Annotated in this window: 18 protein-coding genes; 6 read left to right on the top strand and 12 right to left on the bottom strand. The window is 70.7% G+C overall.

Annotated elements, in window-relative coordinates; translation table 11 throughout:
• Positions 1–167: helix-turn-helix domain-containing protein (locus B124_RS25375; protein ID WP_496505268.1), on the bottom strand; the 167-nt coding region annotated here is incomplete at its 3' end.
• 155 nt (positions 168–322) lie between these two features.
• Between B124_RS25375 and B124_RS25370 the strand changes: the two genes are divergently transcribed.
• Positions 323–4,621, top strand: coding sequence for an RHS repeat-associated core domain-containing protein (locus B124_RS25370; RefSeq protein ID WP_496505261.1), 4,299 nt, complete (start codon positions 323–325; stop codon positions 4,619–4,621).
• A gap of 708 nt (positions 4,622–5,329) precedes the next feature.
• Here the strand turns inward: B124_RS25370 and B124_RS25365 are convergent.
• Positions 5,330–5,902 (bottom strand): 2-oxo-4-hydroxy-4-carboxy-5-ureidoimidazoline decarboxylase, encoded by a 573-nt coding sequence (locus B124_RS25365; protein ID WP_496505267.1) that lies wholly within the window; start codon positions 5,900–5,902, stop codon positions 5,330–5,332.
• Between the two features lie 217 nt (positions 5,903–6,119).
• On the opposite strand from B124_RS25365, the gene B124_RS25360 reads away from it, so the two are divergent.
• On the top strand, positions 6,120–7,895 hold the full coding sequence (locus B124_RS25360; protein WP_496505260.1) for a beta-N-acetylhexosaminidase: 1,776 nt from the start codon (positions 6,120–6,122) through the stop codon (positions 7,893–7,895).
• Positions 7,896–8,020: 125 nt separating this feature from the next.
• Here B124_RS25360 and B124_RS25355 read toward each other — a convergent pair whose 3' ends face one another.
• A complete protein-coding gene (locus B124_RS25355) occupies positions 8,021–10,708 on the bottom strand; it encodes an N-acetylmuramoyl-L-alanine amidase (protein ID WP_496505259.1) in 2,688 nt (895 codons plus the stop codon).
• A 504-nt stretch (positions 10,709–11,212) separates the two neighbouring features.
• On the opposite strand from B124_RS25355, the gene B124_RS25350 reads away from it, so the two are divergent.
• From B124_RS25350 to B124_RS25340, 3 genes are all read left to right on the top strand, one after another.
• Positions 11,213–11,857 carry an RNA polymerase sigma factor gene (locus tag B124_RS25350; protein ID WP_496505258.1) on the top strand — a complete coding sequence of 215 codons (645 nt, stop codon included), beginning with the start codon at positions 11,213–11,215 and terminating at the stop codon, positions 11,855–11,857.
• Positions 11,857–13,029 carry a hypothetical protein gene (locus B124_RS25345; RefSeq protein WP_496505257.1) on the top strand — a complete coding sequence of 391 codons (1,173 nt, stop codon included), beginning with the start codon at positions 11,857–11,859 and terminating at the stop codon, positions 13,027–13,029. Before B124_RS25350 ends, B124_RS25345 begins: the two co-directional genes overlap by 1 nt.
• Positions 13,030–13,278: 249 nt before the next feature.
• A complete protein-coding gene (locus B124_RS25340; protein ID WP_496505256.1) occupies positions 13,279–14,010 on the top strand; it encodes an RNA polymerase sigma factor in 732 nt (243 codons plus the stop codon).
• A 305-nt stretch (positions 14,011–14,315) separates the two neighbouring features.
• On the opposite strand, the gene B124_RS25335 is transcribed toward B124_RS25340, so the two are convergent.
• Positions 14,316–15,224, bottom strand: coding sequence for a L,D-transpeptidase family protein (locus tag B124_RS25335; protein WP_496505255.1), 909 nt, complete (start codon positions 15,222–15,224; stop codon positions 14,316–14,318).
• A gap of 240 nt (positions 15,225–15,464) precedes the next feature.
• On the opposite strand from B124_RS25335, the gene B124_RS25330 reads away from it, so the two are divergent.
• Positions 15,465–17,045 (top strand): acyl-CoA mutase large subunit family protein, encoded by a 1,581-nt coding sequence (locus B124_RS25330; RefSeq protein ID WP_496505254.1) that lies wholly within the window; start codon positions 15,465–15,467, stop codon positions 17,043–17,045.
• An 89-nt stretch (positions 17,046–17,134) separates the two neighbouring features.
• On the opposite strand, the gene B124_RS25325 is transcribed toward B124_RS25330, so the two are convergent.
• The 8 genes from B124_RS25325 to B124_RS25290 form a co-directional block, all read right to left on the bottom strand.
• The gene (locus B124_RS25325) at positions 17,135–17,560 is read right to left on the bottom strand and encodes a thioesterase family protein (RefSeq protein ID WP_496505253.1); all 426 of its coding nucleotides are present in this window, start codon (positions 17,558–17,560) and stop codon (positions 17,135–17,137) included.
• A gap of 35 nt (positions 17,561–17,595) precedes the next feature.
• The gene (locus tag B124_RS25320) at positions 17,596–18,078 is read right to left on the bottom strand and encodes a YbaK/EbsC family protein (RefSeq protein ID WP_496505266.1); all 483 of its coding nucleotides are present in this window, start codon (positions 18,076–18,078) and stop codon (positions 17,596–17,598) included.
• Positions 18,079–18,167: 89 nt separating this feature from the next.
• Positions 18,168–18,470, bottom strand: coding sequence for an ArsR/SmtB family transcription factor (locus B124_RS25315; RefSeq protein ID WP_496505252.1), 303 nt, complete (start codon positions 18,468–18,470; stop codon positions 18,168–18,170).
• A 69-nt stretch (positions 18,471–18,539) separates the two neighbouring features.
• Positions 18,540–19,001, bottom strand: coding sequence for a winged helix DNA-binding protein (locus B124_RS25310; protein WP_496505251.1), 462 nt, complete (start codon positions 18,999–19,001; stop codon positions 18,540–18,542).
• The gene (locus B124_RS25305) at positions 18,998–19,468 is read right to left on the bottom strand and encodes a MarR family winged helix-turn-helix transcriptional regulator (RefSeq protein ID WP_496505250.1); all 471 of its coding nucleotides are present in this window, start codon (positions 19,466–19,468) and stop codon (positions 18,998–19,000) included. Before B124_RS25305 ends, B124_RS25310 begins: the two co-directional genes overlap by 4 nt.
• Before the next feature lie 376 nt (positions 19,469–19,844).
• Positions 19,845–21,104, bottom strand: a complete 1,260-nt coding sequence (locus B124_RS25300) for an amidohydrolase (protein WP_496505265.1) — start codon at positions 21,102–21,104, stop codon at positions 19,845–19,847.
• A gap of 151 nt (positions 21,105–21,255) precedes the next feature.
• Positions 21,256–22,356, bottom strand: a complete 1,101-nt coding sequence (locus B124_RS25295; protein ID WP_496505249.1) for a hypothetical protein — start codon at positions 22,354–22,356, stop codon at positions 21,256–21,258.
• Positions 22,353–23,321 carry an N-acetylneuraminate synthase family protein gene (locus B124_RS25290; RefSeq protein WP_496505248.1) on the bottom strand — a complete coding sequence of 323 codons (969 nt, stop codon included), beginning with the start codon at positions 23,319–23,321 and terminating at the stop codon, positions 22,353–22,355. Before B124_RS25290 ends, B124_RS25295 begins: the two co-directional genes overlap by 4 nt.
• Positions 23,322–23,351 lie beyond the last annotated feature (30 nt).

Below are 23,351 nucleotides of genomic sequence, written 5' to 3'. Positions count from 1 at the left end.
TCCTTTCCCCCACCGCGCTTCCCTTCCACCAGGCCCGCCACTCCGCGCTCAGCATACCGGGTCCTGGTGCGGTCCACCGTCCGGGCAGACACCCCCGCCAGTTCAGCGATGTCCTTGCGGCGGCGGCCCTCGCCCGCCCACAACACGATCCGGGCTCGCAGGGCCACATCCGCCGTCACGTGCCGGTCCGCCACCAACGTCCGCAATTCTGCGACCTGTTCTGAAGAGAGATTCACGCAGTGTCCAACGAGTCAAAGACCTTCAGGTGACATGAACCGGATCACAAGACACTAGCGGGACCTATCGCGCATCCTCGCCTGGTGTGACCGCCGGGCTGACCGCGCTGAACGGCGGCGGTTTCGTCCTCAAGACGACTACGCAGCAGGCGTTGACATTCAACAACGATGGCAAGCTGACCGCCTGGCAGGACGCGGCTGGCATTGGGCTGTCCTTCTCCTACAGCGATGGGGATCTGAATTCCGTCACCGATGCCACCGGCCACACCATGCAGGTAACCGTTGATCCCGACACCCGTATGGTGCAGAGCGTCGGCCTGCCCGGTGGCAGGGGCATCAGCTACAACTACTCGGACGGTCTGCTGACATCAGTAGAGGGCGCCGACGGTGGCGCGGTCACGTACGAGTACGACGGCGCGGGCCGACTGTCGAGCATCACCGATGCCGCGGGCAATAAGCAGATGCAGACCACCTACAGTTCAAGCGGCCGCGTCACCGAACAACTGCATGCTGACGGCACGGTCGCCAAGTTCATGAGAACGGAGTTGCAGACCGACTATCAGGACGCCAATGGCGGCATCTGGACTGACCTGTACAACGGCAGCGTGCTGCGCAACAGGATCGATCCGCTCGGAAATGTCACTTCCTACGAGTACGACGACGACCTGCGACTGACCAAGGTGACGGACGCACGCCGTGTCCAGACGAAGATGACGTACGACAGTTCGGGTAATCTCCTCAGTCGCACTACTGGGTCGGTAACCGAGTCATGGACGTACACCGCCGGGAATAACATCGCATCCCACACTGATGGACGCGGCAGCAAGACCACCTTCAGCTACGATGGTGAACAGCGTCTGATCGAGGAAAGCGGTCCGGCAGGCAGGACAACCTACACCTACAATGCAAAGGGGCAGGTCACCTCCGCTACCTCCCCGCGAGGACAAACCACAACCTTCACATACAACGGCGAAGGGTATCTAGCCTCCCAGACCTCACCATCCGGAGCTAAGAGAACCCTCACCTACGACGCCGCCGGCAGACTCCTGACCAGCACCGACCCGCGCGGCAATGTTGCTGGAGCAAATCCCGCCGACTACACCATCAACTACGCATACAACACGGTCGGGCTCCTGAAATCGGTCACCGATCCAGCCGGGCAGACCACAGCGTACGACTACGACGCGAATGAGAACCGCACCAGGACCACGAATGCTGCGGGCCAGGTCACGATCTACGGCTACGACGCGTCCGACCGGCTGACAACGATCACCAGCCCGGACGGCACATCCACCACTACCAGCTACGACCCGGTGGGGAATGTCACGGCCAGGGTCGATGAAATTGGCAACAAAACCACCTACAGCTACGACAAAGCTGATCGGTTAGTCGCCACTACTTCTCCCCGCGGCAATGCGACAGGTACAGACCCAGCAAAGCACACCACCACCTACGGTTACGATGCCAACGGCAACCAGACCAGAACGGTGGATCCGACCGGTTCGCTGACCACCACCGCCTACGATGACCTCAACCGGCCCGTGTCCGTAACGGACGCCTTAGGCCGGATCACGGAGACACGCTACGACGCCAACGGCAACGTTGTTGAAGTGATTCTGCCTCACGGTAAGGGACTGACGTACGCCTACACCGGCAATAACCTGCTGAAGTCCGTCACCGACGCACTGGGCAGGTCAACCACCTTCGGCTACAACGCCGACGGCGCCCAAACCAGCGTCACCACGCCCCTGGGCAACAAAACCACCCAAGCGTATGACGCAGACGGCCGGTTGGTCAGCCGAGTCAGCCCCCGCGGAAACATCAGCGGCGCGGATCCGGTCGAGTACACCAGCACTTATCGCTACGATCCGGCCGGAAATCTCACTCAGGTCACCGATCCGATGGGCGGCACGCAAGAGTTCTCTTATGACCACAAGGGCCGAAAGATCAGTGCCATCGACCCCGATGGCAACACGACCGAGACCGCCTATGACCAGTTGAGCCGGATCAAGACGGTGAGCGCCCCCGACGGGGGAACTACCAGTTATACCTACGACACCGCTGGCAGCGTCGAGAGCCGCACTGATGCCAACGGCCACACCACTACCTATGGCTACAATGACGCTCGTGAGCTGACTTCGGTCACAGATCCGCTTGGTCGGACGCTCACCTACGACTATGACGCTGACGGCAACCGCACCAAGGTCACCAACGCGCGCGGCATCACTGTCACCACCGATCACGACGCACTCGGGCGGCCGACTGACGTCAGCTACTCCGATGCCACCCCGGATGTCTCCACCACCTACGACGCCGTGGGCAGACGCACCGAGGTCACCGATGGGACGGGTACCCACTCCTTCACCTACAACCCTCTCGATCAGTTGAAGACAGTCTCGGTGCCGGGCTTGCCCAGCGGCTTCACGTACGGCTACGACGGTGCCGGCCAGTTGGTAAAGCACACCCCGCCGTCAGGCAAGACGACCCAATACGCCTACGACGCTGACAGCAACCGGACCGCCTCCACCACCGACACGATCACCACCACCCACAGCTACGACGCAGCCGGAAACCTCACAGCCACCACACTTCCTGCCGGTAACGGTTACACGGAGAACCGCGCCTATGACAGAGCCGGACGGCTGACCGATATCTCCAGCAGCAGGAGTGGCACCCTGCTCTCCGGATGGCACGCCGTCCTGGACCCACGTGGACAGCCCAGCCGCATCGACGACAAGGGCACCGGCAAGTCGGACTACTACACCTACGACGACACCGGACGGGTTCTGACCTCGTGTACCTCTGCCACTCCGGCAACCACCTGCCCTGAGGGGGAGCCAACCGCCAGCTACAGCTACGACAAGGTTGGCAACCGCACCAGCCACACCAGCACCTCAGGGGTAACGGCCACCTACGGCTACGACGCTGCCGACCAGCTCATTCAGAAGGTCACCGGCGCCGATACCACAACCTATGAGCACGACGCCGACGGCAACCGCACCAGGGCCGGCAGCACCACCTATGCCTACGATGCCGAGAACCGAGTGATCAAGGCATCCGGTGATCGAACCAAGGAGTACACCTACGACGCTGACGGCAATCGGAGGGAGGTCGGTGGCTCCACGATCCGCGCCTGGGACATCAACCAGCCCATTCCGCTTCTGGCCGGCATCTACGAAACTGGTACCAATAAATTCACCCAGGAATACCGCTACAACCCGCTCGGCCAAGTCGAGTCGATGGATTTTGCTTCCAAGAACCAGTCGTACAACTACCACCGGAACCTGATCGGCTCCATCACCAACGTGACCTCGGCAGCCGACGGCGCCACCATGGAGTCCTACAGCTACGACACCTTCGGCGTCGGCGGCCCCTCCCTCGAGAGCAGCGACGATACCGTCACCCAATGGTTCGGATTTGCCGGAGAGTACAAGGAATTCATCGGCAACGAATCACATCCGCAACCCGAGGCTGGCGGATATAATCTACGCGCTCGCAGCTATGATCCGCTCACCGGTCGGTTCGCCGGACGGGATCCGTTCGACCCAGGTCAGGGCACACCGACGGAGTCCTCGTACACATACGCAGGTAATGCGCCGACGTACAGAACCGACCCTGAAGGCACGTGCTGGTGGATCCCCGGCAGTGGTGACGAAAGCTGCTGGACAGCCAATATACCCGGGACTGATTGGCTGGACCCATTCATCACTTCCCCTGCCGAGGCATGTGAAACCGGCGCGGAGTTCGCACGTGGTCGTGATCTACCGACATGGTTCGGCTGCATCGGAGATATCTCTGGCCTCAATAACATAACGCGCGGCACGGAGGCTATTGGTCAAGGCGATTATGGCACCGGTACCGCATACTGCCTCGGAGGCATAGGGCAGTTGGGGCTCTGGTTTGCGCCAGTCAAGTGGCAAGCGCCCCTGGCACCGAACTCCACGAGGCTCTTCATCGCACAGAACGCCGAGCAGGCTGCGTTGCGGGGCGTGGACGTCGCATACTTCGATTATCGGATAGCAGAACTCCGAGCTGCCGGGCACGTTGGGAAGAATCGGACTGCGGCCTTTGGTGAACTGAACCTGACGGGGCGAGGCTCCTGGGATCTTCCTGCTTCCAGTGGGAAGGCACCACGCCCCAGTGGGCTGGTGGATCACAGCGACGATGCCCTTTTCGGTGGCGGTGGTGTGTGGAAGGCAGCCGATGCTGAACAGAAAATCTTCGAGAGAGCCGCTCGAATCATCGATGCCGAGGGAGTGAGGTCTGGGAGGCTGCTCATTGGAGTATCTGGGCCAAAGCCGATATGCGATTCATGCCTGTCGGTAGCCGCGCAATTCTCAAGACGCTATCCTAATGTGCTCGTGGACCTGTTCTATCTGGAGTAAGACTTGCCCCATACGACGAACGAATGGACCGACCTGAGAAGTGCGGTGGAGGAACAGGACATCAGCCTTATTCGCCACCAGCTTGAAGCAGGCGGAGACGTCGACGAAGTCTACCGAGGAATGCCTTTGCTCCATCACGCTATCGACACAGAGGCTGATGCGGCGCTACAAACAGGGGAGTCGCTCCATGTAGACACGACTGCGCTACTGCTTTGCCGCGGAGCTGACGTGTACACACAGAATCAGGATGGATTGGACGCCAGAGCCTTTGCCGATCAGTATGGACACTGGCTTGCCATCGAATTGATCGATGCCCTCGCGAGGCGACCCCGCCAGGGGGAAGAGTAGGAGCTTTATCCAGGCGATGAAGCCGTGGGGTTCCGGTCGTGGAATCGGTGCGGACCAGAGTCTGCCGCCCGCGCCGACCCTTCGTCAGGAGCAGGGCCGGACCGGCGGCGGTGACATCGTGCGGGGCCACGTTCGAGCCGCGTTCCCTGGTCACAGCAGAGCCGCCGCCGGCGCCCCGGACCTCCCTGTCCAGGGTCGACGAACCCCGCCAACGGTTGGTGGCCGTAGGACTTCTGCCAGACCGGCGCGGCGTCCTTGATGTCCGAGTGTGCAATCACGATCACCCGTTGAGGTCGGCCGTCACCGATCACCAGCATGCGCGCTCCTCAGTGGGACGGCCCAACTCGTGATGGCGCGAGGTCAGAGTCGAGCGCGCGCGTCGGCAGTGAGGAGGCGGGTCAGGCGGGCGCGGGCGCGGCGGCGGAGTTCGTCGGCGGCCACGAGGCGTTCCTCGTCGGGTTCGTTGCCGAGGCGGGTGCGGATGGCGGCCAGAGTGCGGTCCAGGCGTTCGTCCTCGGGGCAGTCGTCGAGGCACAGGACGAAGCAGTGGCCGAAGCGGCTCTCGTACGCAGCGTGCGCCGCCCGCAGCGCCGTCCGTTCGGCGGGGCCGGCGGCCGGGGGCAGGACGGTCCCCTCGTCGCTCAGCGCCCCGGCCACGGCGCCGGGGGCGAGGTCGTAGCTGGCTTCGTCGGCGGCGGCGAGGAGGGCGTCGAGGTCGGGGTACGGGCGGTGAACGGCCAGCCGGTGGGCCCAGTGGCGGTCGTCGAGGCAGCCGAGGAGTGCGCGCTCGGCGTCGGCGGCGGGCGCGGCGTTGAAGGCGGCGAGACGGGCGGGGTCGGCGGCGTGGCCGGCGCTGTGGCCGGCTGCTCGGCCGGCGGCTTGGGCGGCACTGGTGCCGGCGGCGCGGGTGTCGCGCGGTGCGAATGCAGGCAGGGTGGGCTCCCTGGTGCGTAGTGGGCGTGCCGAGTGCGCGGGCGCACACCGGGCACGGTTACGGTCGAACAGCGCTGCGCCACGCTAACGTCCGGAGCCGAGCGTTCCGGTCGTACCAGCCCAGTGTTCACCCGTATGAGGAGGTTTGCCGGGAGCGAAGTCGACGGAGTCCCGATCACCTCACGCGCCACCGTGGTCCCCCGGGAGGTCCCCCGCCATGCGATTCCCGCCGCGTACGCCCCGTCCCCCGCGCCGGTCCCCCGCCGGCCGGCACGCCCGCCGCCAGGCCGGGCCGCTCCGCGCCCTCCGGGGCCCCCGGCGCGCGCTGTTCTGGTCCCTGGCCACCGCCCTGGCCGCCACCGCCGTACTCCTGGCCCTGCTCCCCGTACTCGGCGGCGGCGGCGACGGCGACGGCGACGGCGACTCGGACCGCGGTGTCGGCGCCGCCGCCCACGGTGCCGCGCGGAGCGGCGCCCCGTCCGCGCCCGTCGGCGGCCAGCGCCGCACCGCACCGCTCCCCGCGCCCCGTACGGTCCCCGCCGTCCGCTCCTTCGAGCGCGCCGAGGGCACCGGCTGGCGGCCCGCGGGCGACGCCAGCGTCATCGCGGAGGACGGCGAGCTGACGGACGAGGCCATGCGCCTGGCCGGCGAACTGGGCATGCGGTACGCGGACGACGACAGCGGCGGCGGCGACGGCGGAGACGACGACGGTGGCGCGGCCCCCGGGCAGCGCGCGGGTGACGTCCGCCTGCGGCTCGTACCCGGGCGCGACGGCGGCCCCGAGGCGTACCGCGTCGACGTCGCCGACGGCCGCGCCACCGTCACCGCCGCCACCGGCACCGGCGTCTTCTACGGCACCCGCACCCTGCTCCAGGCCGTGCGCGCCGGCGGCGGCGTGCCGGCCGGCCGCATCGACGACCGCCCCGACCGCCCGCAGCGCGGGTTCATGGTCGACATCGCCCGCAAGCACTTCAGCGCCGCGTGGCTGGCCGACCGGGTCCGGGAGATGGCCGACCTCAAGCTCAACCAGCTTCACCTCCACCTCTCCGACGACCAGGCGTTCCGGGTCGAGAGCGACAGCCACCCCGAGGTGGTCTCCGAGCCGCACCTGACCAAGGGCGAGCTGGAGGACATCGTCGAACTCGCCGCGGGGCTGCACATCACCGTCATCCCCGAGATCGACTCCCCCGGCCACCTCGGCGCCGTCCTCGACGCCCACCCGGACCTCCAGCTCAAGGCCGCCGACGGCAGTCCGGTCCAGGGCGCGATCGACATCTCCAAGCCCCGCGCGGCCCGGATCGTGGACGACCTGCTGACGGAGTACGCGCGGCTCTTCCCCGGCCCGTACGTGCACATCGGCGGCGACGAGTACGTCGCGCTGATGTCGAGCGACCCCGAGGCCCGCTACCCCGGCCTGGCCGCCGCCGCCCGCGCCCGCTACGGCGCCGGCGCCACCGTGGCCGACCTCACCGCCGCCTGGCTCAACGACCGGGCGGACACGGTCAAGGAGCTGGGCAAGAAGGTCAAGGCGTGGAACGACGGCTTCATCCCGGGTGCGAAGGTCCGTCCGGACCGGGACCGGGAGGTCGAGTACTGGACGGGCAAGGAGGCGTTCGCGCGCGACCCGCAGACGTTCCTTGAGGACGGGCGCCGGCTGGTCAACCTCAACGACGAGTACCTGTACTACGTCCTCGGCGAGCCCAACGAGTTCACGTACCCCACGGGCGAGCGGATCTACGAGGAGTGGACCCCCGCCGTGCTGCGCGGCACCCGGCCGGTGCCGGAGCGGCTGGCGGGGCCGGAGAAGGTGCTGGGCGCCCGGTTCGCGGTCTGGTGCGACCTGGCGGACGCGCAGACGCCGCGGCAGGTGGCCGAGGGCGTCAGGCTGCCGCTGGCGGCGCTGGCGCAGAAGGTGTGGGACCCGCGCGAGCCGCGGCTGCGGTGGGGGGAGTTCGCGGAGCTGGCGGAGCGGGTACGCGGCGGCGAGGGCTGAAGGGCCGGGGACGTACGGGACGGGCGGTCCTGACCCCGCGTCCGCGGCAGGCCCCGGTGCGTACGCCGAAGGGCCGCCCCGGCGGTGTCCCGCCGGAACGGCCCCTCACGCAAGGTGTCAGCGCCTCACGGCGTCAGCTCCACCCCCAGCCGGGCGCCGGCCGGGGTGCCCAGTGCGGACTTGCCGTAGTACACGGCCCCCTCCGTCGACACGCCCTCGCTGCCGCTGTCGAGCTGCAGCAGGGTGCCGTTGTAGGAGTCCTCGCCGTTCGCGCCGATGACGAGGTCCGCGCGCCCGTACCCGGACAGATCCGCCAGCACCACCGACACGCCGAGCCGGTCGCCCTTCTCGGTGACGCCGCCGATCCCGGGGGTGTCCTGGTGGTACGACTTGGGCGAGCCGGACGACGTGGACAGCCCGGTCGAGCCGCCGCGCAGCAGCAGGGACGTGCCGGCGTCGGCGCGGTTGACGCCGTCGCGGGTGATGTCCTCGCGGTAGAGGCCGACGAGCACGTCGTCCTTGCCGTTCATGTTCACGTCGCCGACCGCGACCGAGAAGCCCATCGCGTCGCCGGCCTCGGACGCGCCGGGCACCGAGCCGGTGCTCTGGTGGACGATCTGCTTGCCGGTCGTCGTCAGCCCGTTTGCCGAGCCCTTGAGCAGGGTGATCTGGCCGCCGTTGTGTGCGTTCGACTCGCCCACCCAGGGCTGGCCGATGACGAGGTCGGCGAAGCCGTCGCCGGTGATGTCCCCGGTGGCCACCGACCGGCCGCCCGGCACGCCGAGCCCCGCGGTGACGTCCAGGCCGACGGCCGAGCCCCGGAGCACGTCCAGGCGCGCCTTGCCGCTCGGGTCGAGGTAGGTGATCGCCGCGTCGTCGTAGCCGTCGCGGTTGAAGTCGCCCACCGCCGCGTCCGGGTTGCTGACCTTCTCGTACGGGAACGCGCCCTCGCGGCCGTTGCCGTTCAGGTCGTGCGTGGCCCACGCCTCGGCGCCGACGCCGAGCACCTCGTCGCGGCCGTCGCCGTCGAAGTCGCCGGCGGCGACCGCCGAGCCGAACTTGGCGCCGGTCGGCGAGAAGCCGTCGCCGAGGACGAGGTTCTGGCCGGAGTTGAGCCCCGGCCCGTACAGGACGGTGACCACGCCGGCGTCGGCGTGGCCGGTGGAGTCGTCCTTGTTCGGCGCGCCGACGACGAGGTCGGCGATGCCGTCGTTGTTGACGTCGCCCCACTCGGTGTCGGTGCCCCAGGCGTCGCCGGGCGCGGCCGAGCCGGGCACGCCGGCGCTGTTCTGGGTGATGCTGCGCTTCTCGCCCGCCACGGGGCCGTTCTCGCCGCCGGGGACGACGAAGACCGCGCCGGAGCCGGTCTGCCCGCCGCCGTTGGCCCGCGGGACGCCGGCGACCATGTCGCCGCGGCCGTCGCCGTTGAAGTCGCGGGTGGGCAGGGCGTGCGAGGCGCCGGGGGCGGCGGCGCGGGCGCGGATCTGGCCCAGCTTGGCGTACAGCCGGTCGCCGGGGCAGGCGGTGAGGTTGACGTCCGCGGACGCGCCGTACGGGCGGAACCGGGCGTCCTTGTGGCCGGAGATGTTCTTCATGGTCTTCGGGTCGCCGGCGGGGACCAGCTCGTCGTTGTCGTCGTACTTCTGCGGCGTCAGCGACGTGCTGCCGGTGGGGCTCACGCCGTACTGGCCGAGCTTGTAGGCGGAGATGCGCGCCACGGCCTCCAGGGCGGCCTGGGTGGGGTGACTGTGGGTGTGGTAGTCGCCGAGGATGGAGATGCCGGTGGTGAGGCTGTTGAAGTTGCTGGTGTGCGCGCCCAGCACCGGCTGGTCGATGCCGCCGGCGCGGCCCTCGAAGACGCGGCCGCACTTGTCGACGACGAAGTTGTAGCCGATGTCGTTCCAGCCGTTGCCCTGCACGTGGTAGAGGAAGTCGGACCGCACCATGGCGGCGGACTCGGCGCACGAGTAGTTCACGGCCTCGGCGGTGTGGTGCACGATGGCGGCCTTGATGCCGTCCGGGTTGTACGTCGGCGGGTCCTCGACCAGCGACTCGTCGGCGCCCCAGGCGGCGCGGCGGATCACCGGCGGCGGGGTGACGGGCGAGTCGGGCGCCGGGCCGGGGTCGGCCTGGGTGACGGCCGCGGCGGGGGCCAAGTCGGTGCCGTACGAGAACGCATCGGCGCCGGACTCCGTACCGGAAAGGGACGCCGCCAGCGCCAGCGGCTCCGCCTCCGTACCCGCATCCGTGCCGACGCCGGCGGCCTCCGCCTCCTCGGCCTCCTCCTGTGTGACGCCCGGGTCGACCAGCGCCACCTCCATGCCCGCGGGCAGTTGCGTGCTCGTGCCGTCCGCGCGCACGACCCGCGCCTCCACGCCGTCCGACGGGCCGACCCACAGCGGCTCGGTGCCGCCGCGCATGTCCGCCCTCAGGCCGTCGGCGGCCTGGCCGCCGTCGGTTTCCAGGCCGTGCCAGTCACTCCACTCGCCGGTCTCGACCGAGCGCGTGCGCACCTCGGCCGTGCCACCGAGGTCGCGGCGCTCGTTGCTCCAGGAGATGCCGACCATCGAGAACTGCTCGGTCGAGGTCTGGTCCACCTCCTGCCGGGCCCCGCTTCCCGTCAGGTCCACGCGGTGGACCGCCGACTTCCGCGGCTCCAGATCGGCCCCCGGCGGCTCGTTCGAGCCGGAGCCGGGGTCGGCCACGGCGACGGTGATCGCGCCGGCGCCGCCGAGCACGACCGCGCCCAGGGTCAGCCAGGCACGTCTGCGCAGGCTCAACGGCCGGTACGCATGGGATCTACGCGGACTCACATCCCGCCCCTTCGGTTCACTACACGCTTGACACACGTACAGCGCCGCTCGGGTCGAAAACGTGTCACTCCCGTCCTGACCCGCACAAAGAAGACGGCCGGAGCCGCTACCCCCCACAGGAGCTGCTCCGGCCGTCGGCCTCAGGTGCGGGTGCCCGTTCGGGCCCGCTGTAATACTCAGCGCCAGCGGGCCCGGAAATGTCACAGCCCCCTGTCCGCGGGTGCCGGCGGGCCCTCCGCGGCCCTCGTCCGCGGCCCCGCCGGGCCCTCGCCGGAGCCACCGCCGGGCCTCCGTCCAGCCGCCGCCGGCGCCTCATGCGGTCGGGTGGGGAGTGCCGGGGTGTGTTGCGAAGGGACCGCCGCCGCCGTAGCGTGCACCTCACGTCGACTCGACGCACAGACAATCGTTCGACTACTCGCTCGACGGTCCGCCCAGATCCGGGGGTGCTCCGCAGATGTATCCGCGTGTACCGCGTCTCCTGGCGCCACGGGCCGACTGACCACCGTGCAGGGGGAATACGCGGAAGACTCCGCGCTGTCCGGCGCGGTGCACGCTGCCCAGCGTGGTGACGAGGCAGCGTTCCGCATCGTGTTCCGGGCGGTGCACCCTCGCCTGCTCGGTTACGTGCGCAGCCTCGTCGGCGACGGCGACGCCGAGGACGTGACCTCCGAGGCGTGGCTGCAGATCGCCCGCGACCTCGGCTCGTTCAGCGGGGACGCCGACCGCTTCCGCGGCTGGGCGGCGCGCATAGCCCGTAACCGCGCGCTCGACCACGTGCGGATGCGCTCCCGCAGGCCGGTCGCCGGCGGCGACGAGACCCAGCTCGCCGACCGGCCCGCGGACTCGGACACCGCGGAGGAGGCGATCGAAGCGCTCGGTACGGGCCGCACGATGGCCTTCATCGCGCGGCTGCCCCGCGACTACGCAGAAGTCGTGGTGCTGCGCGTGATCATGGGGCTGGACGCCAAGCGCACCGCCGAGGTCCTGGGCAAGAGCCCGGGCGCGGTGCGTACGGCGGCGCACCGCGGCCTCAAGCAGTTGACCGCGCTGATAGAGAGCCCGCAGGACGAGGGGGACGTTCCGCCCGGGGATGGGCAGCAGCCTGGCGGTGTGACGCAATCAGCCGCGCGGACGCTTAAGGAAATGTGATGGTGGACGACCGGTACGGCTGGCTCGACGAGGACGTCGCGGAGCGACTGCTTCGCGGGGAGCCGCTCGACTTCGCGGACGGCGGTGGCGGGCGCGGGCGTAAGCCCTGGTCGCCGGAGGACCGGGCCGCGGCCGAGCGGCTGGCCGCCGTGCTGGCGCGGGTGGCGGAGTCCGGCCGGCCGGGCGCGAACGGCCAGGTGCCGGGCGAGCAGGCCGCGCTGGCGGCGTTCCGGGCGGCCCGGGAGAGCGCAAGCCGGGCGCCGGCCGCGGAGTTCGGCGTCGAGCCGCCGTTCGACGCGCACGGCAGGCGGCGCCGTGCCGGCGTCGTGGCGCGGCTGCGGTCGCTGCGGCTGAGCGTGGTGGGTGCGGCGGCGGCGTGTGCGCTGGGCGGGGTCGCGGTGGCCTCCAGCACGGGTGTGCTGCCGGCACCGTCGTTCATCCAGGACACCGGCAACCGGTCGCCGAGCGTGGGCGTCTCGTCGTCCGCGCAGCCGCCGGGCGGCGAGGAGAAGGACGGCTCGGCCGAGGGCGGCGGCAAGGGGTCGGACAAGGACGGCAAGGACAAGGGCGCCGGCAAGGGCGGCAAGGGCGGCAAGGACGCCACGGGTCAGGGCAGCAGCACGGATCCGGACCTGCCGGGGCGCGACGTGATCGGCGACGTACGGGGCAACGAGCCGCCGAACATGGCCGACGCGGACTCCGTGCTCGACGCGCTGTGCCGCGACTACCTCGCCGCGCAGGCCGGTACGGGCGCGATGCCGGGTCAGGCGCGGCTGCGCGTCCTGGAGCAGGCGGCCGGTTCCAAGGAGGCCGTGCCGTCGTACTGCTCGAACCGGCTGGGCACCCGCGCGAGCACCCCGGGCGGCGCGACCGGCGGTGACACCGGTGATACCGGCGGCACGGGCGGCAGCACGGGCGGCGACACGGAGGAGCCGGCCAGCCCGACCCCGTCGCTCCCGACCGACCCTGGTACGGACCCGGGCGGCTCCGACGGCTCCGGCGGGGACACCAGCACCGGCGGGGACACCGACGGCGGCGAGGACGGCGGCGCCAGCGAGAGCCCGCCGCGGAACGGCCCTTCGCCGAACCCGAGTGTCGGCATCTCGGAGCCTCCCGAGCCGGAGCCCACGGAGCCGGAGCCCACGGCGACCTCGACCGTGGAGCCGGTGTAGTCAGGCACCGGCTGACGGGCCGTAGGCCCGGTCCCACGCAACGCGCCTTTCCGAATGCCCCTTTGCCCGTTTTCGCATGGAACGGGCCCTTGTGTCGGCGTCGATCACGCGCCCGTACGCGATGAATGTGGGGGTGCCCACGTCAAAGGTCCCTGATGTCTGGCATTGTTGCACTGTTCTGTTCGAATCCGGGTGTGGCTGGGGCAGCGGCCTGACGGAGAGCGCGCGGGGGCGCGGGCACGGTGCACAGTGCCGCAGGCCGATCACGAGGCGCACAAGGTGGGGGAATACGACAGACCGGCTGCCGCACGGGCGGCGCCGGGGAACGAGGTTGCGGACGAGGATCTCTCGCCACTGGTCCGCAGGGCGCAGAGCGGTGACGAGGCGGCGTTCACCGGGCTGTACCGGCGGCTCCAGCCGGTGCTGCTCGCCTATCTGCGCGGCGTGGTCGGCGACGACGCCGAGGACGTGGCCGCCGACGCCTGGCTGGTGATCGCGCGCGACCTGAGCCAGTTCCGCGGCGACGGCCCGTCGTTCCGCGGCTGGACGGTGACGGTCGCCCGGCGCCGCGCGCTGGACCTGCTGCGCCGCGAACGCCGCCGCCCCCAGGGCGTGCTGCTCGACGAGGGCGTCCACGACCTGCCCGCGGAGCGCGCGGCCGAGGACCACGCGCTGGAGTCGCTGGGCACCCGGCAGGCACTGGCGCTCATCTCCACGCTGCCCCGCGAACAGGCCGAGGCGGTGCTGCTGCGCACGGTGGCGGGGATGCGCGCCACCGACGCCGGTGAGGTGCTGGGCAAGCGGCCGGGCGCGGTGCGTACCGCCGCCCACCGCGGGCTGCGTCAGCTCGCCGAGCTGGTGACGTCGGCGGCCCGGCGGGAACGGAGCCTGGAGCGCGCGGCCTTCACGGCGGCCGGGGGCCGCACGCCGGCGGAGGCGGAGGGCTCGCAGGAGCAGTTGCAGTTGGGCCTGGGGGCCTGAGGGCCGAGAGGTCCCGTACGCACGCCGCCGTACGCGTCCTGGCGTACGGCCGTACGCCAGATGGGCCGCAACCGGAAGGGGACCGCCAGAGGAGGGGGGTGGCGCGGGCGGTGCTGGGGGAACGCAACCCGCCCGCGCCATATGCGCTGAGCCGCAGGTACGGGGGGAACCCCGGCCGAGCGCTGGGCCGATGACCAGTCGGCACATCACTTACAGCGTCGTCGGCTGAGAAAGTGTCACAACCACAGCTCAGCCAGGTGTGTACGGCGCGTACGGCACCGCGGACGCCGTACCGCCGCGCGCGCTCAGCCGTAGACGACGACCTTGTCACCGACCCGGACGTCCCCGAAGAGCTTCGCGATCTTCGCCTCGTCCCGCACGTTCACGCAGCCGTGCGACGCTCCGGCGTAGCCGTTGGCGGCGAAGTCCGCGGAGTAGTGCACGGCCTGGCCCCCGCTGAAGAACATCGCGTACGGCATGGGGGTGTCGTAGAGCGTCGAGACGTGGTGCCTGCTCTTCCAGAAAACCTCGAACACGCCCTCGCGGGTCGGCGTGTACTGCGACCCGAAGCGCACGTCCATCGCCGCCAGCACCTCGCCGTCCCTCATCCACCGCAGGGTGTCGCTGCGCTTGCTCACGCACAGCACCCGCCCCTCGGTGCAGCGCGGGTCGGGCTGCTCCATGGTCTGCGACGTCGGCGGGTACAGCTCGTCGCGCGTGGGCTCGTCCGTACGGGCCAGCAGCCGCTCCCACGTGACGACGTCCGTCTCACCGGTGCGCGGCAGGCCGCGGTCCTTCTGGAACGCGGAGACGGCGGCGGCGGTGACCGGCCCGTAGTACGCGGTGGGGCCGCGGTCGAAGACGCCCTCCGCGCGCAGCCGGGCCTGGAGTTCCCGTACCTGCTCGCTCTCGTCCCCCTCGGCCATCAGCACCTCGGGGCCCTGCGGCGTCGGCTCCGCGGCCGGGCTCCGGGAGGCGGACGCCTCGGACTCCGGCTGCACCGTCTTCTCCGCCGGTTTCTCCGCCGGCTTCTCCGACGTCGGCGTGGCCGAGGGCGCCGGCTTCTCCGACGTCGCCGGCGCCGTGGTCCGCGGCGCCGTGGCACCGCCCCCGCCGCCGGCCGCGTCCGCCGACGCCGAACAGCCCGCCGCGAGCACCGCCCCCGCTGCCGCGAGCGCGACGGCCACGCGCACCGAACGAAACCTCCCGCGCATGCCCGCATGTACCGGTCGCAATGCGCCCACCCCCCGCTTTCCTCCGATAAGACGTCGAACGATTCTCTCCTGCGCCAGGGCCTGTCCGAAACCCCGTAGCGCACCGTCACCCGCCGGAGACCATGCGTTCGGGCGCGGAGTCCCGGCCCGTTGTCACCGGCGGAGCGTACGCTCGTGACTACGTTCCGTAGAGGATCGGGAAGGCCGGGAAAGACTGGGAAAGGCTGGGAGCACAGACACATGACACGGCACTCGGAGTCCGGTCTGCCGATCGAGCCCGTGTACGGGCCGGAGGCCCTCGCCGGCTGGCACCCGGCCCAACGGCTCGGCGAGCCCGGCGCGTACCCGTACACCCGCGGCGTCTACCCGACGATGTACACCGGCCGCCCGTGGACGATGCGCCAGTACGCGGGCTTCGGCTCCGCCGCCGAGTCCAACGCCCGCTACCGCGACCTGATCGCCCACGGCACGACGGGCCTGTCGGTCGCCTTCGACCTGCCGACCCAGATGGGCCACGACTCCGACGCGGTCCTCGCGCGCGGCGAGGTCGGCAGGGTCGGCGTCGCGATCGACTCGGTCGACGACATGCGCGTGCTCTTCGACGGCATCCCGCTGGACCAGGTGTCCACGTCGATGACGATCAACGCCCCGGCCGCGCTGCTCCTCCTGCTCTACCAGCTCGTCGCCGAGGAACAGGGCGTCCCCGCGGCGCAGTTGACCGGCACCGTCCAGAACGACGTGCTGAAGGAGTACATCGCCCGCGGCACGTACATCTTCCCGCCGAAGCCGTCGCTGCGGCTGACCGCCGACATCTTCCAGTACTGCCGCGCCGAGATCCCGAGGTGGAACACCATCTCGATCTCCGGCTACCACATGGCGGAAGCGGGCGCCTCGCCCGCGCAGGAGGTCGCGTTCACGCTCGCCGACGGCATCGAGTACGTGCGCGCCGCCGTCGCCGCCGGCATGGACGTCGACGACTTCGCGCCCAGGCTGTCGTTCTTCTTCGTCTCCCGGACCACGCTCCTGGAGGAGGTCGCCAAGTTCCGCGCCGCGCGCCGCATCTGGGCGCAGGTGATGCGCGAGGAGTTCGGTGCGCGCGACCCCAAGTCGCTGATGCTGCGCTTCCACACCCAGACCGCCGGCGTCCAGCTCACCGCCCAGCAGCCCGAGGTGAACCTGGCCCGCGTCACGGTCCAGGCGCTGGCCGCGGTCCTCGGCGGCACGCAGTCGCTGCACACCAACTCCTTCGACGAGGCCATCGCGCTGCCCACCGACAAGGCGGCGCGGCTCGCGCTGCGCACCCAGCAGGTGCTGGCGTACGAGACCGACGTGACCGCGACCGTCGACCCCTTCGCCGGGTCGTACGCGGTGGAGACGATGACCGACGAGCTGGAGGCGGCGGCGGTGGAGCTGATGCAGCGGGTCGAGGACCGGGGCGGCGCGGTCGGCGCGATCGAGAACGGCTTCCAGAAGAGCGAGATCGAGCGGAACGCGTTCCGGATCGCGCAGGAGACGGAGGCCGGCGAACGGATCGTGGTGGGCGTCAACCGCTACCAGTTGGCCGAGGAGGAGCCGTACGAACCGCTGCGCGTCGACCCGGCGATCGAGGCGCGGCAGGTGGAGCGGCTGGCGCGGCTGCGGGCGACGCGCGACGGGGGTGCGGTGGAGGCGGCGCTGGCGGAGTTGACGACGGCGGCGGCGGGGACGGCAAACGTGCTGTACCCGATGAAGCGGGCGCTGGCGGCGCGGGCGACGACCGGGGAGGTGTGCGACGCGCTGCGGGGGGTGTGGGGGGCGTACGAGCCGGTGAACGCGTTCTAGACCGGGGAAGGCGCTTCAGCCGCCGGCGGCAGGGCTCGCCTGGGCCGGCGGCCGGACACCATGCGATCCGGGATCCGTCCTCGGCGGCATCAGCGGGCCGCGGTCGCCTTGACGGCCATGCGGTGGTCGAACTTCGCCGCGTCGATGACGTGCCGTTCGTGGTGGCCACTGCTGATGACGTCCTGCGCGTCCCGGCATTCGACGGCGAAGCGCAGCCGCCGCCCTTCCACCTCGACCAGTTCGACGACTGCGGTGACCTCCATGCCGACCGGGGTCGCCGCGCTGTGGCTGAGGTCCACGTGAGTCCCCACCGTCTTGCTCCCCTCCGGGAGCAGCGGGGCGACCGTCTCGATGCAGGTGTTCTCCACGAAGGCGACGAGATACGCCGTCGCGAAGACCCGGGGCATGCCCGCAAAACCCGGCAGGGCGTCCGATACCGCAGGAACGGTCAGGTCCTCGTCGACCAGCAGTCGGGAGGTGTGCGTGAGGCCGGGCTTCGGGCCGGTCCATGTCATCCGTCGAACCTCTCGCTTGTCGGTTACGTGACCGCTCAGGCTTCCCCGGCGGTGATCGGCCGGATCTGCGCGCCGATGCGGCGCAGATGATCCTGGTAGTCCTGAGTGTTCAGCGCCAGGGAGCGATCCAGCCGGGCGGCATTGAAGAAGATCTCGGGATGCTCCAAGAGCCGTGGATCGACGACGAGTTCCAGGTCCGGATGGAAGCTGAACGGCAGGATGGTACCGCTGACGCTGCCCGAGAGAGCCTCGGCCTTGTCCGTCGATGCGAAGGACACGTACGTACCGTCAGCGAGGCCCTTCAGCCCCGCCAGGTCGACCCTGGCGTCGCCGGGGACGACGGCGAGGAAATAGCGCCTGGTGCGCTTGCCGGTCTTCACCATGACGACGAGGCACTTCGCCGCGTGGGCCACGGGGTGGCCGCGGTGCCGGCTGACCACCTCGGTGCGTCCCTCGGGAACGTGGTCGATGACGCGGTACCGGGCGCCGTCCGCGTCGAGGAGCGAGATGAGCTGCACGTAGGCATCCGTGCCGGCACTGCCCGCAGGGCTGGCGCCCTGCGCGCCCTGTGCGTCTTGCGAGGTCGCTGCGTACTGCTGGGGCACTCTTACCATCCTTCGTCGAACATCCGCTTGACCTCGGTGATGCGCCGCTCGTCGCGGCGGTAGAAGGTCCACTGCTTGACCTTCTTGGCGCGCAGCAGACCCACTCGGGTGAGCAGCTTGAGGTGCACGCCGGCGGTGGGCTGGCTCACGCCCAGCTTGTCGGCGATGAACACCGAGCAGACTCCGTCCTCGACGAGGTCTCCGTCACGCTGCGGCGGAAAGTGCGCGGTGGGATCCCGCAGCCACTCCATGATCGCCAGGCGCTTCTCGCTGCCCAGCGCCTTCAGCACCTCGACCTCAAGCACTTAGTCAGTTTGCTAATTAACTAAGTGACGTGTCAAGCCCCGAGGCGGTGCCGCGGTCAGGGGGCGCGGTCAGGGGGTGCGGCCGTCGGGCGCGGCCAGCGCCGCAAGCTCCGCGTCGGCGCGCTCGGTGACCACGGCGAGCACCCGGCCGGCGGCGGCCAGGTCCTCGGCGGCTATCCCGCCCCAGATGCGCGCGCTGACGGGGGCGGTCTCCGCGGCGACGGCGGCGGCCAGCTCGCGCCCCGCGTCCGTGGGCTGGAGGTGCGCGCCGTCCGCGACGAGCAGCCCCTTGGCCAGCAGCTCGTCGAGAACGGCGCGGATGCCGGCGGGATCGGCCTTGAGGTAGCCCACGACCCGGGCGGTGAGCGCGTCCGGGGTCTGCGGGGCGTCGGCGGTGACGGCGGTGCGCAGGGCGATCTGCTGCTGGAACGTCATGCCGTGGCGGTCCAGGACGTGCTCCAGGACCCCGCGGGCGGCGTAGTGGGCCAGGGCGAGGGCCTGGGCGTTGGCGGCGGGGGCGGTGGTGGTCATGGTGTCATCCCTTGAGTGGCGAGAGGTACGTCGAGCAGGGTCAGCAGCTCGCCGGTGAACGCCTTCGTCCGCGGGGCGTCGAGGCCGCCGAGCGGCTCCAGCAACTGCTGAAGCAGCTCCTGGACCACGACGACCGCCTGCCGCGCCACGGCCTGACCGTGCTCGGTGAGGGCGAGCCGCATGGCGCGCGGGTCCCGGGAATCGCGGGTGCGCTCGATCAGCCCGTCCGCCTCCAGCGCGCGGGCCAGCTTCGAGACGTACAGCGCCTCCAGGCCGGTGTGGTCGGCGAGTTGCCGCTGACTGGGCCGCTCGCCGGTGCGCTGCATGCCGTAGAGGGAGGCGACGAGGGCGTACTTCGCGTGGGTGAGGTCCAGCGGGGCCACCGCGCGGTCGACGGCGACGCGCCACTTGTTGGCGAGCCGCCACACGAGGAAGCCGGGCGTGGGACCGGGCGAGCCTGCACTCATGGCAGATAGAGTACATGGCTACTATAGCCATGGCTATGGAGTCATGGTGCCGGGTCCGCTACACCACGTCGCGGGACGCCGCCCACCGTCAGGCGACGTTCAGCCTGCGGTGCGGACGGAGCGGACAGGGCGGACAGGGCGGAACCACAGGGGTGGAGCGGGTCCGGATCGCGGACAAGCCCCGGTGGGCGGACAGCCCTTGGCGACTCCGCCAGGGGGCAGCGCCGGGGTGGTCCGCCGACGAAAGGGCAAAACTCGCGGCGACCCGCCTGTCAGACTCGGGCAAATCGCCCACGGGGAGCGGCTTTCGCCTCGCGGCACGCACCCGCGGAGCGGCGCAAGTGTCCAACTGATTACTCGCGTGAGGTGAGTGACGCTACTCGACGCGCCCCGCGTCCAGCAGCGCCGCCGCCGTGAAGAGTTCCACTCCCACCCGGATCGCGCCCTCGTCCGCGTCGAAGTCCCCCTGGTGCAGATCCCGCGGCAGCCCCGTCTCCCCCACCGCCCGCACGCCCAGCCGCGCCAGCGCCCCCGGGACGTGCTCCAGGTACCAGGAGAAGTCCTCCCCGCCCAGGCTCTGTTCCGTCGTCTCCACCGACGCCGCACCCCGCCGCGCCGTCATCGCGCTCGCCAGCAGTTCCGTCATCACCGGGTCGTTGACCACCGGCGGGACGCCGCGGACGTACGTGATGGCGGACTTCGCGCGGTGCATCGACGCGACCTCGTCGACCGCCGCGTGGACCAGGTCCGGGGCGCGGCGCCAGGTGTCCAGGTCCAGGCAGCGGACCGTGCCCGACAGCTCCGCGTGCTGGGGGACGACGTTGCAGGCGTGGCCGGCGGTCAGGCGGCCGAAGGTGACCGCCAGGCCCGCGCGGGCGTCCACGCGGCGGGCCAGCAGGGCCGGGACGTCGGTGGCCACGCGGGCGGCTGCCGTGACCAGGTCGGTGGTCAGGTGGGGGCGGGCGGTGTGGCCGCCGGGGCCGTCGAGGGAGATCTCAAGGCGGTCGCAGGCGGAGGTGATGGCACCCTCGCGCAGGCCGATGCGGCCGACCTCCACCCGCGGGTCGCAGTGCACGCCGATGATCCGGCCGACGCCGTCGAGGACGCCGCCCTCGATCGCGTCGGTGGCGCCGCCGGGCAGCACCTCCTCCGCGGGCTGGAAGATCAGCCGTACGGGACGCGGCAGCAGACCCTCGCGGGCCAGCCCGGTGAGTACTATGCCCGCGCCCAGGACGACCGCCGTGTGCACGTCATGGCCGCAGGCGTGGGCGCGGTCCGGGACGGCGGAGCGGTACGGCACCGTCTTGGTGTCCGGGATCGGCAGCGCGTCGATGTCCGCGCGCAGCGCCAGCATCGGGCGGGGCGGCGGGCTGCCCGCGTCCACGCCGATGTCCACGCCGATGTCCACGCCGATGTCGCAGATCAGCCCGGTGCCCGTCGGCAGCACGCGCGGGGCGAGCCCTTCCTGTTCCAGCCGGTCCTTGAGTGCGGCGGTGGTACGGAACTCCTGGTTGCCCAGCTCCGGGTGGGTGTGCAAGTCCCGCCGGAACGCGATGAGTTCGGTGTTCAGCGTCTCCGGGAGCACCCCGGGCAGCAGCGCGTCGGGACCGGAATCGGGCTCTGCGTCACGGGGCATCAGTCGGTTCACACTGCGAAGAGTACGGGGATCACCGGGGCCGCCGAGAAGGGATCAACAAAATTTCAGCCCGGCGGGTGCATAACCGGCGCACAGGGTGGGTAAACTGCCGCGCCCGCTCGGACATCGCGTCCCCGCGCGCCGGGAGCGCTCACGCCGGCGCCCCCGACCACCCCGCCGCCGGCCCCGGCCCCGGCGGCAGCCCGTCGACCCCGCGCCGCTCCCGGGCCGCGCCCGCCACCGCCGACAGGAAGCCCTGCGCCCGCGGCGACGCCGTCTCCGTCAGCCAGCTCGGATCGACCTCGCAGACCGCCACCTTCACGCCCGTACCCGCCAGCGTCAGCGGCAGCGTGTGCACCACCGTCGACGGGAAGCTGACGATGGTGCGGCCGATGGGCCCGCGGCGGGCGACTATCTCCAGCGGCAGGTCGGGGCGGACGATCTCCAGGCCGGTCGACAGGTGGAGCCGGTGCAGCTTGTCGGCCTGCTCCCGGCGGTGCGCGAAGTAGCGCGTGACGCCGTACGCCCTGGTGAGCGACTCCACCGCCGCCAGGTACCGGTCGTGGTCCACCACGCCGGTCTCCACCAGGGACGTACCGACCAGGTCCGTGGCCGTACCGACGCGCGGCGGGCCGAAGCGGGCGCGGGTCCAGGCGAATTCGTTCGCCGTCACCTTCAGCCCCGGCGGCGGGTCCACCACCGGCATCGAGGTGAACACCTCCACCTGCGTACCGGAGGAGTCCCCCGCGGGCGTCAGCCGCCGCCGCGCCGCGCTCGCGACCGGCGCGAAGAGCATCCCCCGCGCCCCGCCGCCGCGCCCGCTGCGGTGCCAGCGGACGAACCGCTCCCCGCGGGCCAGTTGGGCCGTGAACTCCATCGTCGCCGTGCCGTCGTCCACGACGACGACCTCCCGCGCCCTGACGACGGTCAGCAGCGTCTGCACGTACCGCGAGAACGGGTCGCCCAGCACCACCCGCCGCGCGCGCCGCAGCGGGCGGGCCAGGCTCGTCAGGGTACGGACCGGGCCTGCGCCGCCGCGCGCCTCCTGCCAGCGGACCTCCAGGCCGTCGTCCCTCGCCAGCTCCGCCATCCGGCGCAACTGGCCGCGCGAAAGCGGCTCGGTCGGGGGCAGGACGACCACCGTCATCGGGATGACGGTCCCGCCCTGGTACGCCCACTCCAGCACGTTGAGCAACTGGACCGGGCTCTCCACCAGGGCGACGGTCGCGCTGCCGGCGGCGTCTTCTGTCATACCCCTACCGGCTCCTTCTCGGCTCCCGCCGACTCCGCGGAACCGGCTGCGTCAGCAGCATCAGCCGCCTCCGCGACGACTCCCTTGACCCGGCGCAGCTTCTTCATCGGCGCCAGCTCGCTGTCGTAGACCTTCTTCACGCCGTCGCCGAGGGACTCCTCGACCACGCGGATGTCGCGTACCAGCCGCACCAGCCCCTGCGGCTCAACCGAAGCGGCCTGGTCCGAGCCCCACATCGCGCGGTCCAGCGTGATGTGCCGCTCGACGAAGACGGCGCCGAGGGCGACCGCGGCGAGCGAGGTCTGCAGGCCGGTCTCGTGGCCGGAGTACCCGATCGGCACGTTCGGGAACTCGGCCTGCAGCGTGTGGATCACGCGCAGGTTCAGCTCCTCGGCCTTCGCCGGGTACGTGCTGGTGGCGTGGCAGAGCAGAATGTTGTCACTGCCCAGCACCTCCACCGCGTGCCGGATCTGCTTCGGGGTCGACATGCCGGTGGACAGGACGACCGTGCGGCCGGTGGCGCGCATGGCGCGCAGCAGTTCGTCGTCGGTCAGCGAGGCGGAGGCGACCTTGTGCGCCGGCACGTCGAACTTCTCCAGGAAGGCGACGGCCTCGGTGTCCCAGGGGGAGGCGAACCAGTGGATGCCGCGCTCCTTGCAGTGCGCGTCGATGACCCGGTACTCCTCCTCGCCGAACTCGACGCGGTGCCGGTAGTCGATGTACGTCATCCGGCCCCAGGGCGTGTCGCGCTCGATGTCCCACTGGTCGCGCGGCGTGCAGATCTCGGGCGTGCGCTTCTGGAACTTCACCGCGTCGCAGCCCGCCTCGACGGCGGCGTCGATCAGCGCGAGCGCGTTGTCGAGGTCGCCGTTGTGGTTGATGCCGATCTCACCCGTGACGTACACCGGCCGGCCGGGGCCGACGACGCGGTCGCCAAAGGTGCGGAAACGCTGGGTGGAGCTCATGCAGATCTGTTCCTTACTCTCCAGGCCCTC

It is taken from the genome of Streptomyces sp. CNP082 (assembly GCF_059570535.1).
This window is presented reverse-complemented; position numbering and strand designations above follow the sequence as displayed.

What these genes read in the sequence shown, in the direction of transcription:
- B124_RS25360 (WP_496505260.1), top strand. Translation starts at nt 6,120, where the DNA reads ATGCGATTCCCGCCGCGTACGCCCCGTCCCCCGCGCCGGTCCCCCGCC.
- B124_RS25345 (WP_496505257.1), top strand. Translation starts at nt 11,857, where the DNA reads ATGGTGGACGACCGGTACGGCTGGCTCGACGAGGACGTCGCGGAGCGA.
- B124_RS25335 (WP_496505255.1), bottom strand. Translation starts at nt 15,224, where the DNA reads ATGCGCGGGAGGTTTCGTTCGGTGCGCGTGGCCGTCGCGCTCGCGGCA.
- B124_RS25330 (WP_496505254.1), top strand. Translation starts at nt 15,465, where the DNA reads ATGACACGGCACTCGGAGTCCGGTCTGCCGATCGAGCCCGTGTACGGG.
- B124_RS25325 (WP_496505253.1), bottom strand. Translation starts at nt 17,560, where the DNA reads ATGACATGGACCGGCCCGAAGCCCGGCCTCACGCACACCTCCCGACTG.
- B124_RS25310 (WP_496505251.1), bottom strand. Translation starts at nt 19,001, where the DNA reads ATGACCACCACCGCCCCCGCCGCCAACGCCCAGGCCCTCGCCCTGGCC.
- B124_RS25305 (WP_496505250.1), bottom strand. Translation starts at nt 19,468, where the DNA reads ATGAGTGCAGGCTCGCCCGGTCCCACGCCCGGCTTCCTCGTGTGGCGG.
- B124_RS25300 (WP_496505265.1), bottom strand. Translation starts at nt 21,104, where the DNA reads ATGCCCCGTGACGCAGAGCCCGATTCCGGTCCCGACGCGCTGCTGCCC.
- B124_RS25295 (WP_496505249.1), bottom strand. Translation starts at nt 22,356, where the DNA reads ATGACAGAAGACGCCGCCGGCAGCGCGACCGTCGCCCTGGTGGAGAGC.
- B124_RS25290 (WP_496505248.1), bottom strand. Translation starts at nt 23,321, where the DNA reads ATGAGCTCCACCCAGCGTTTCCGCACCTTTGGCGACCGCGTCGTCGGC.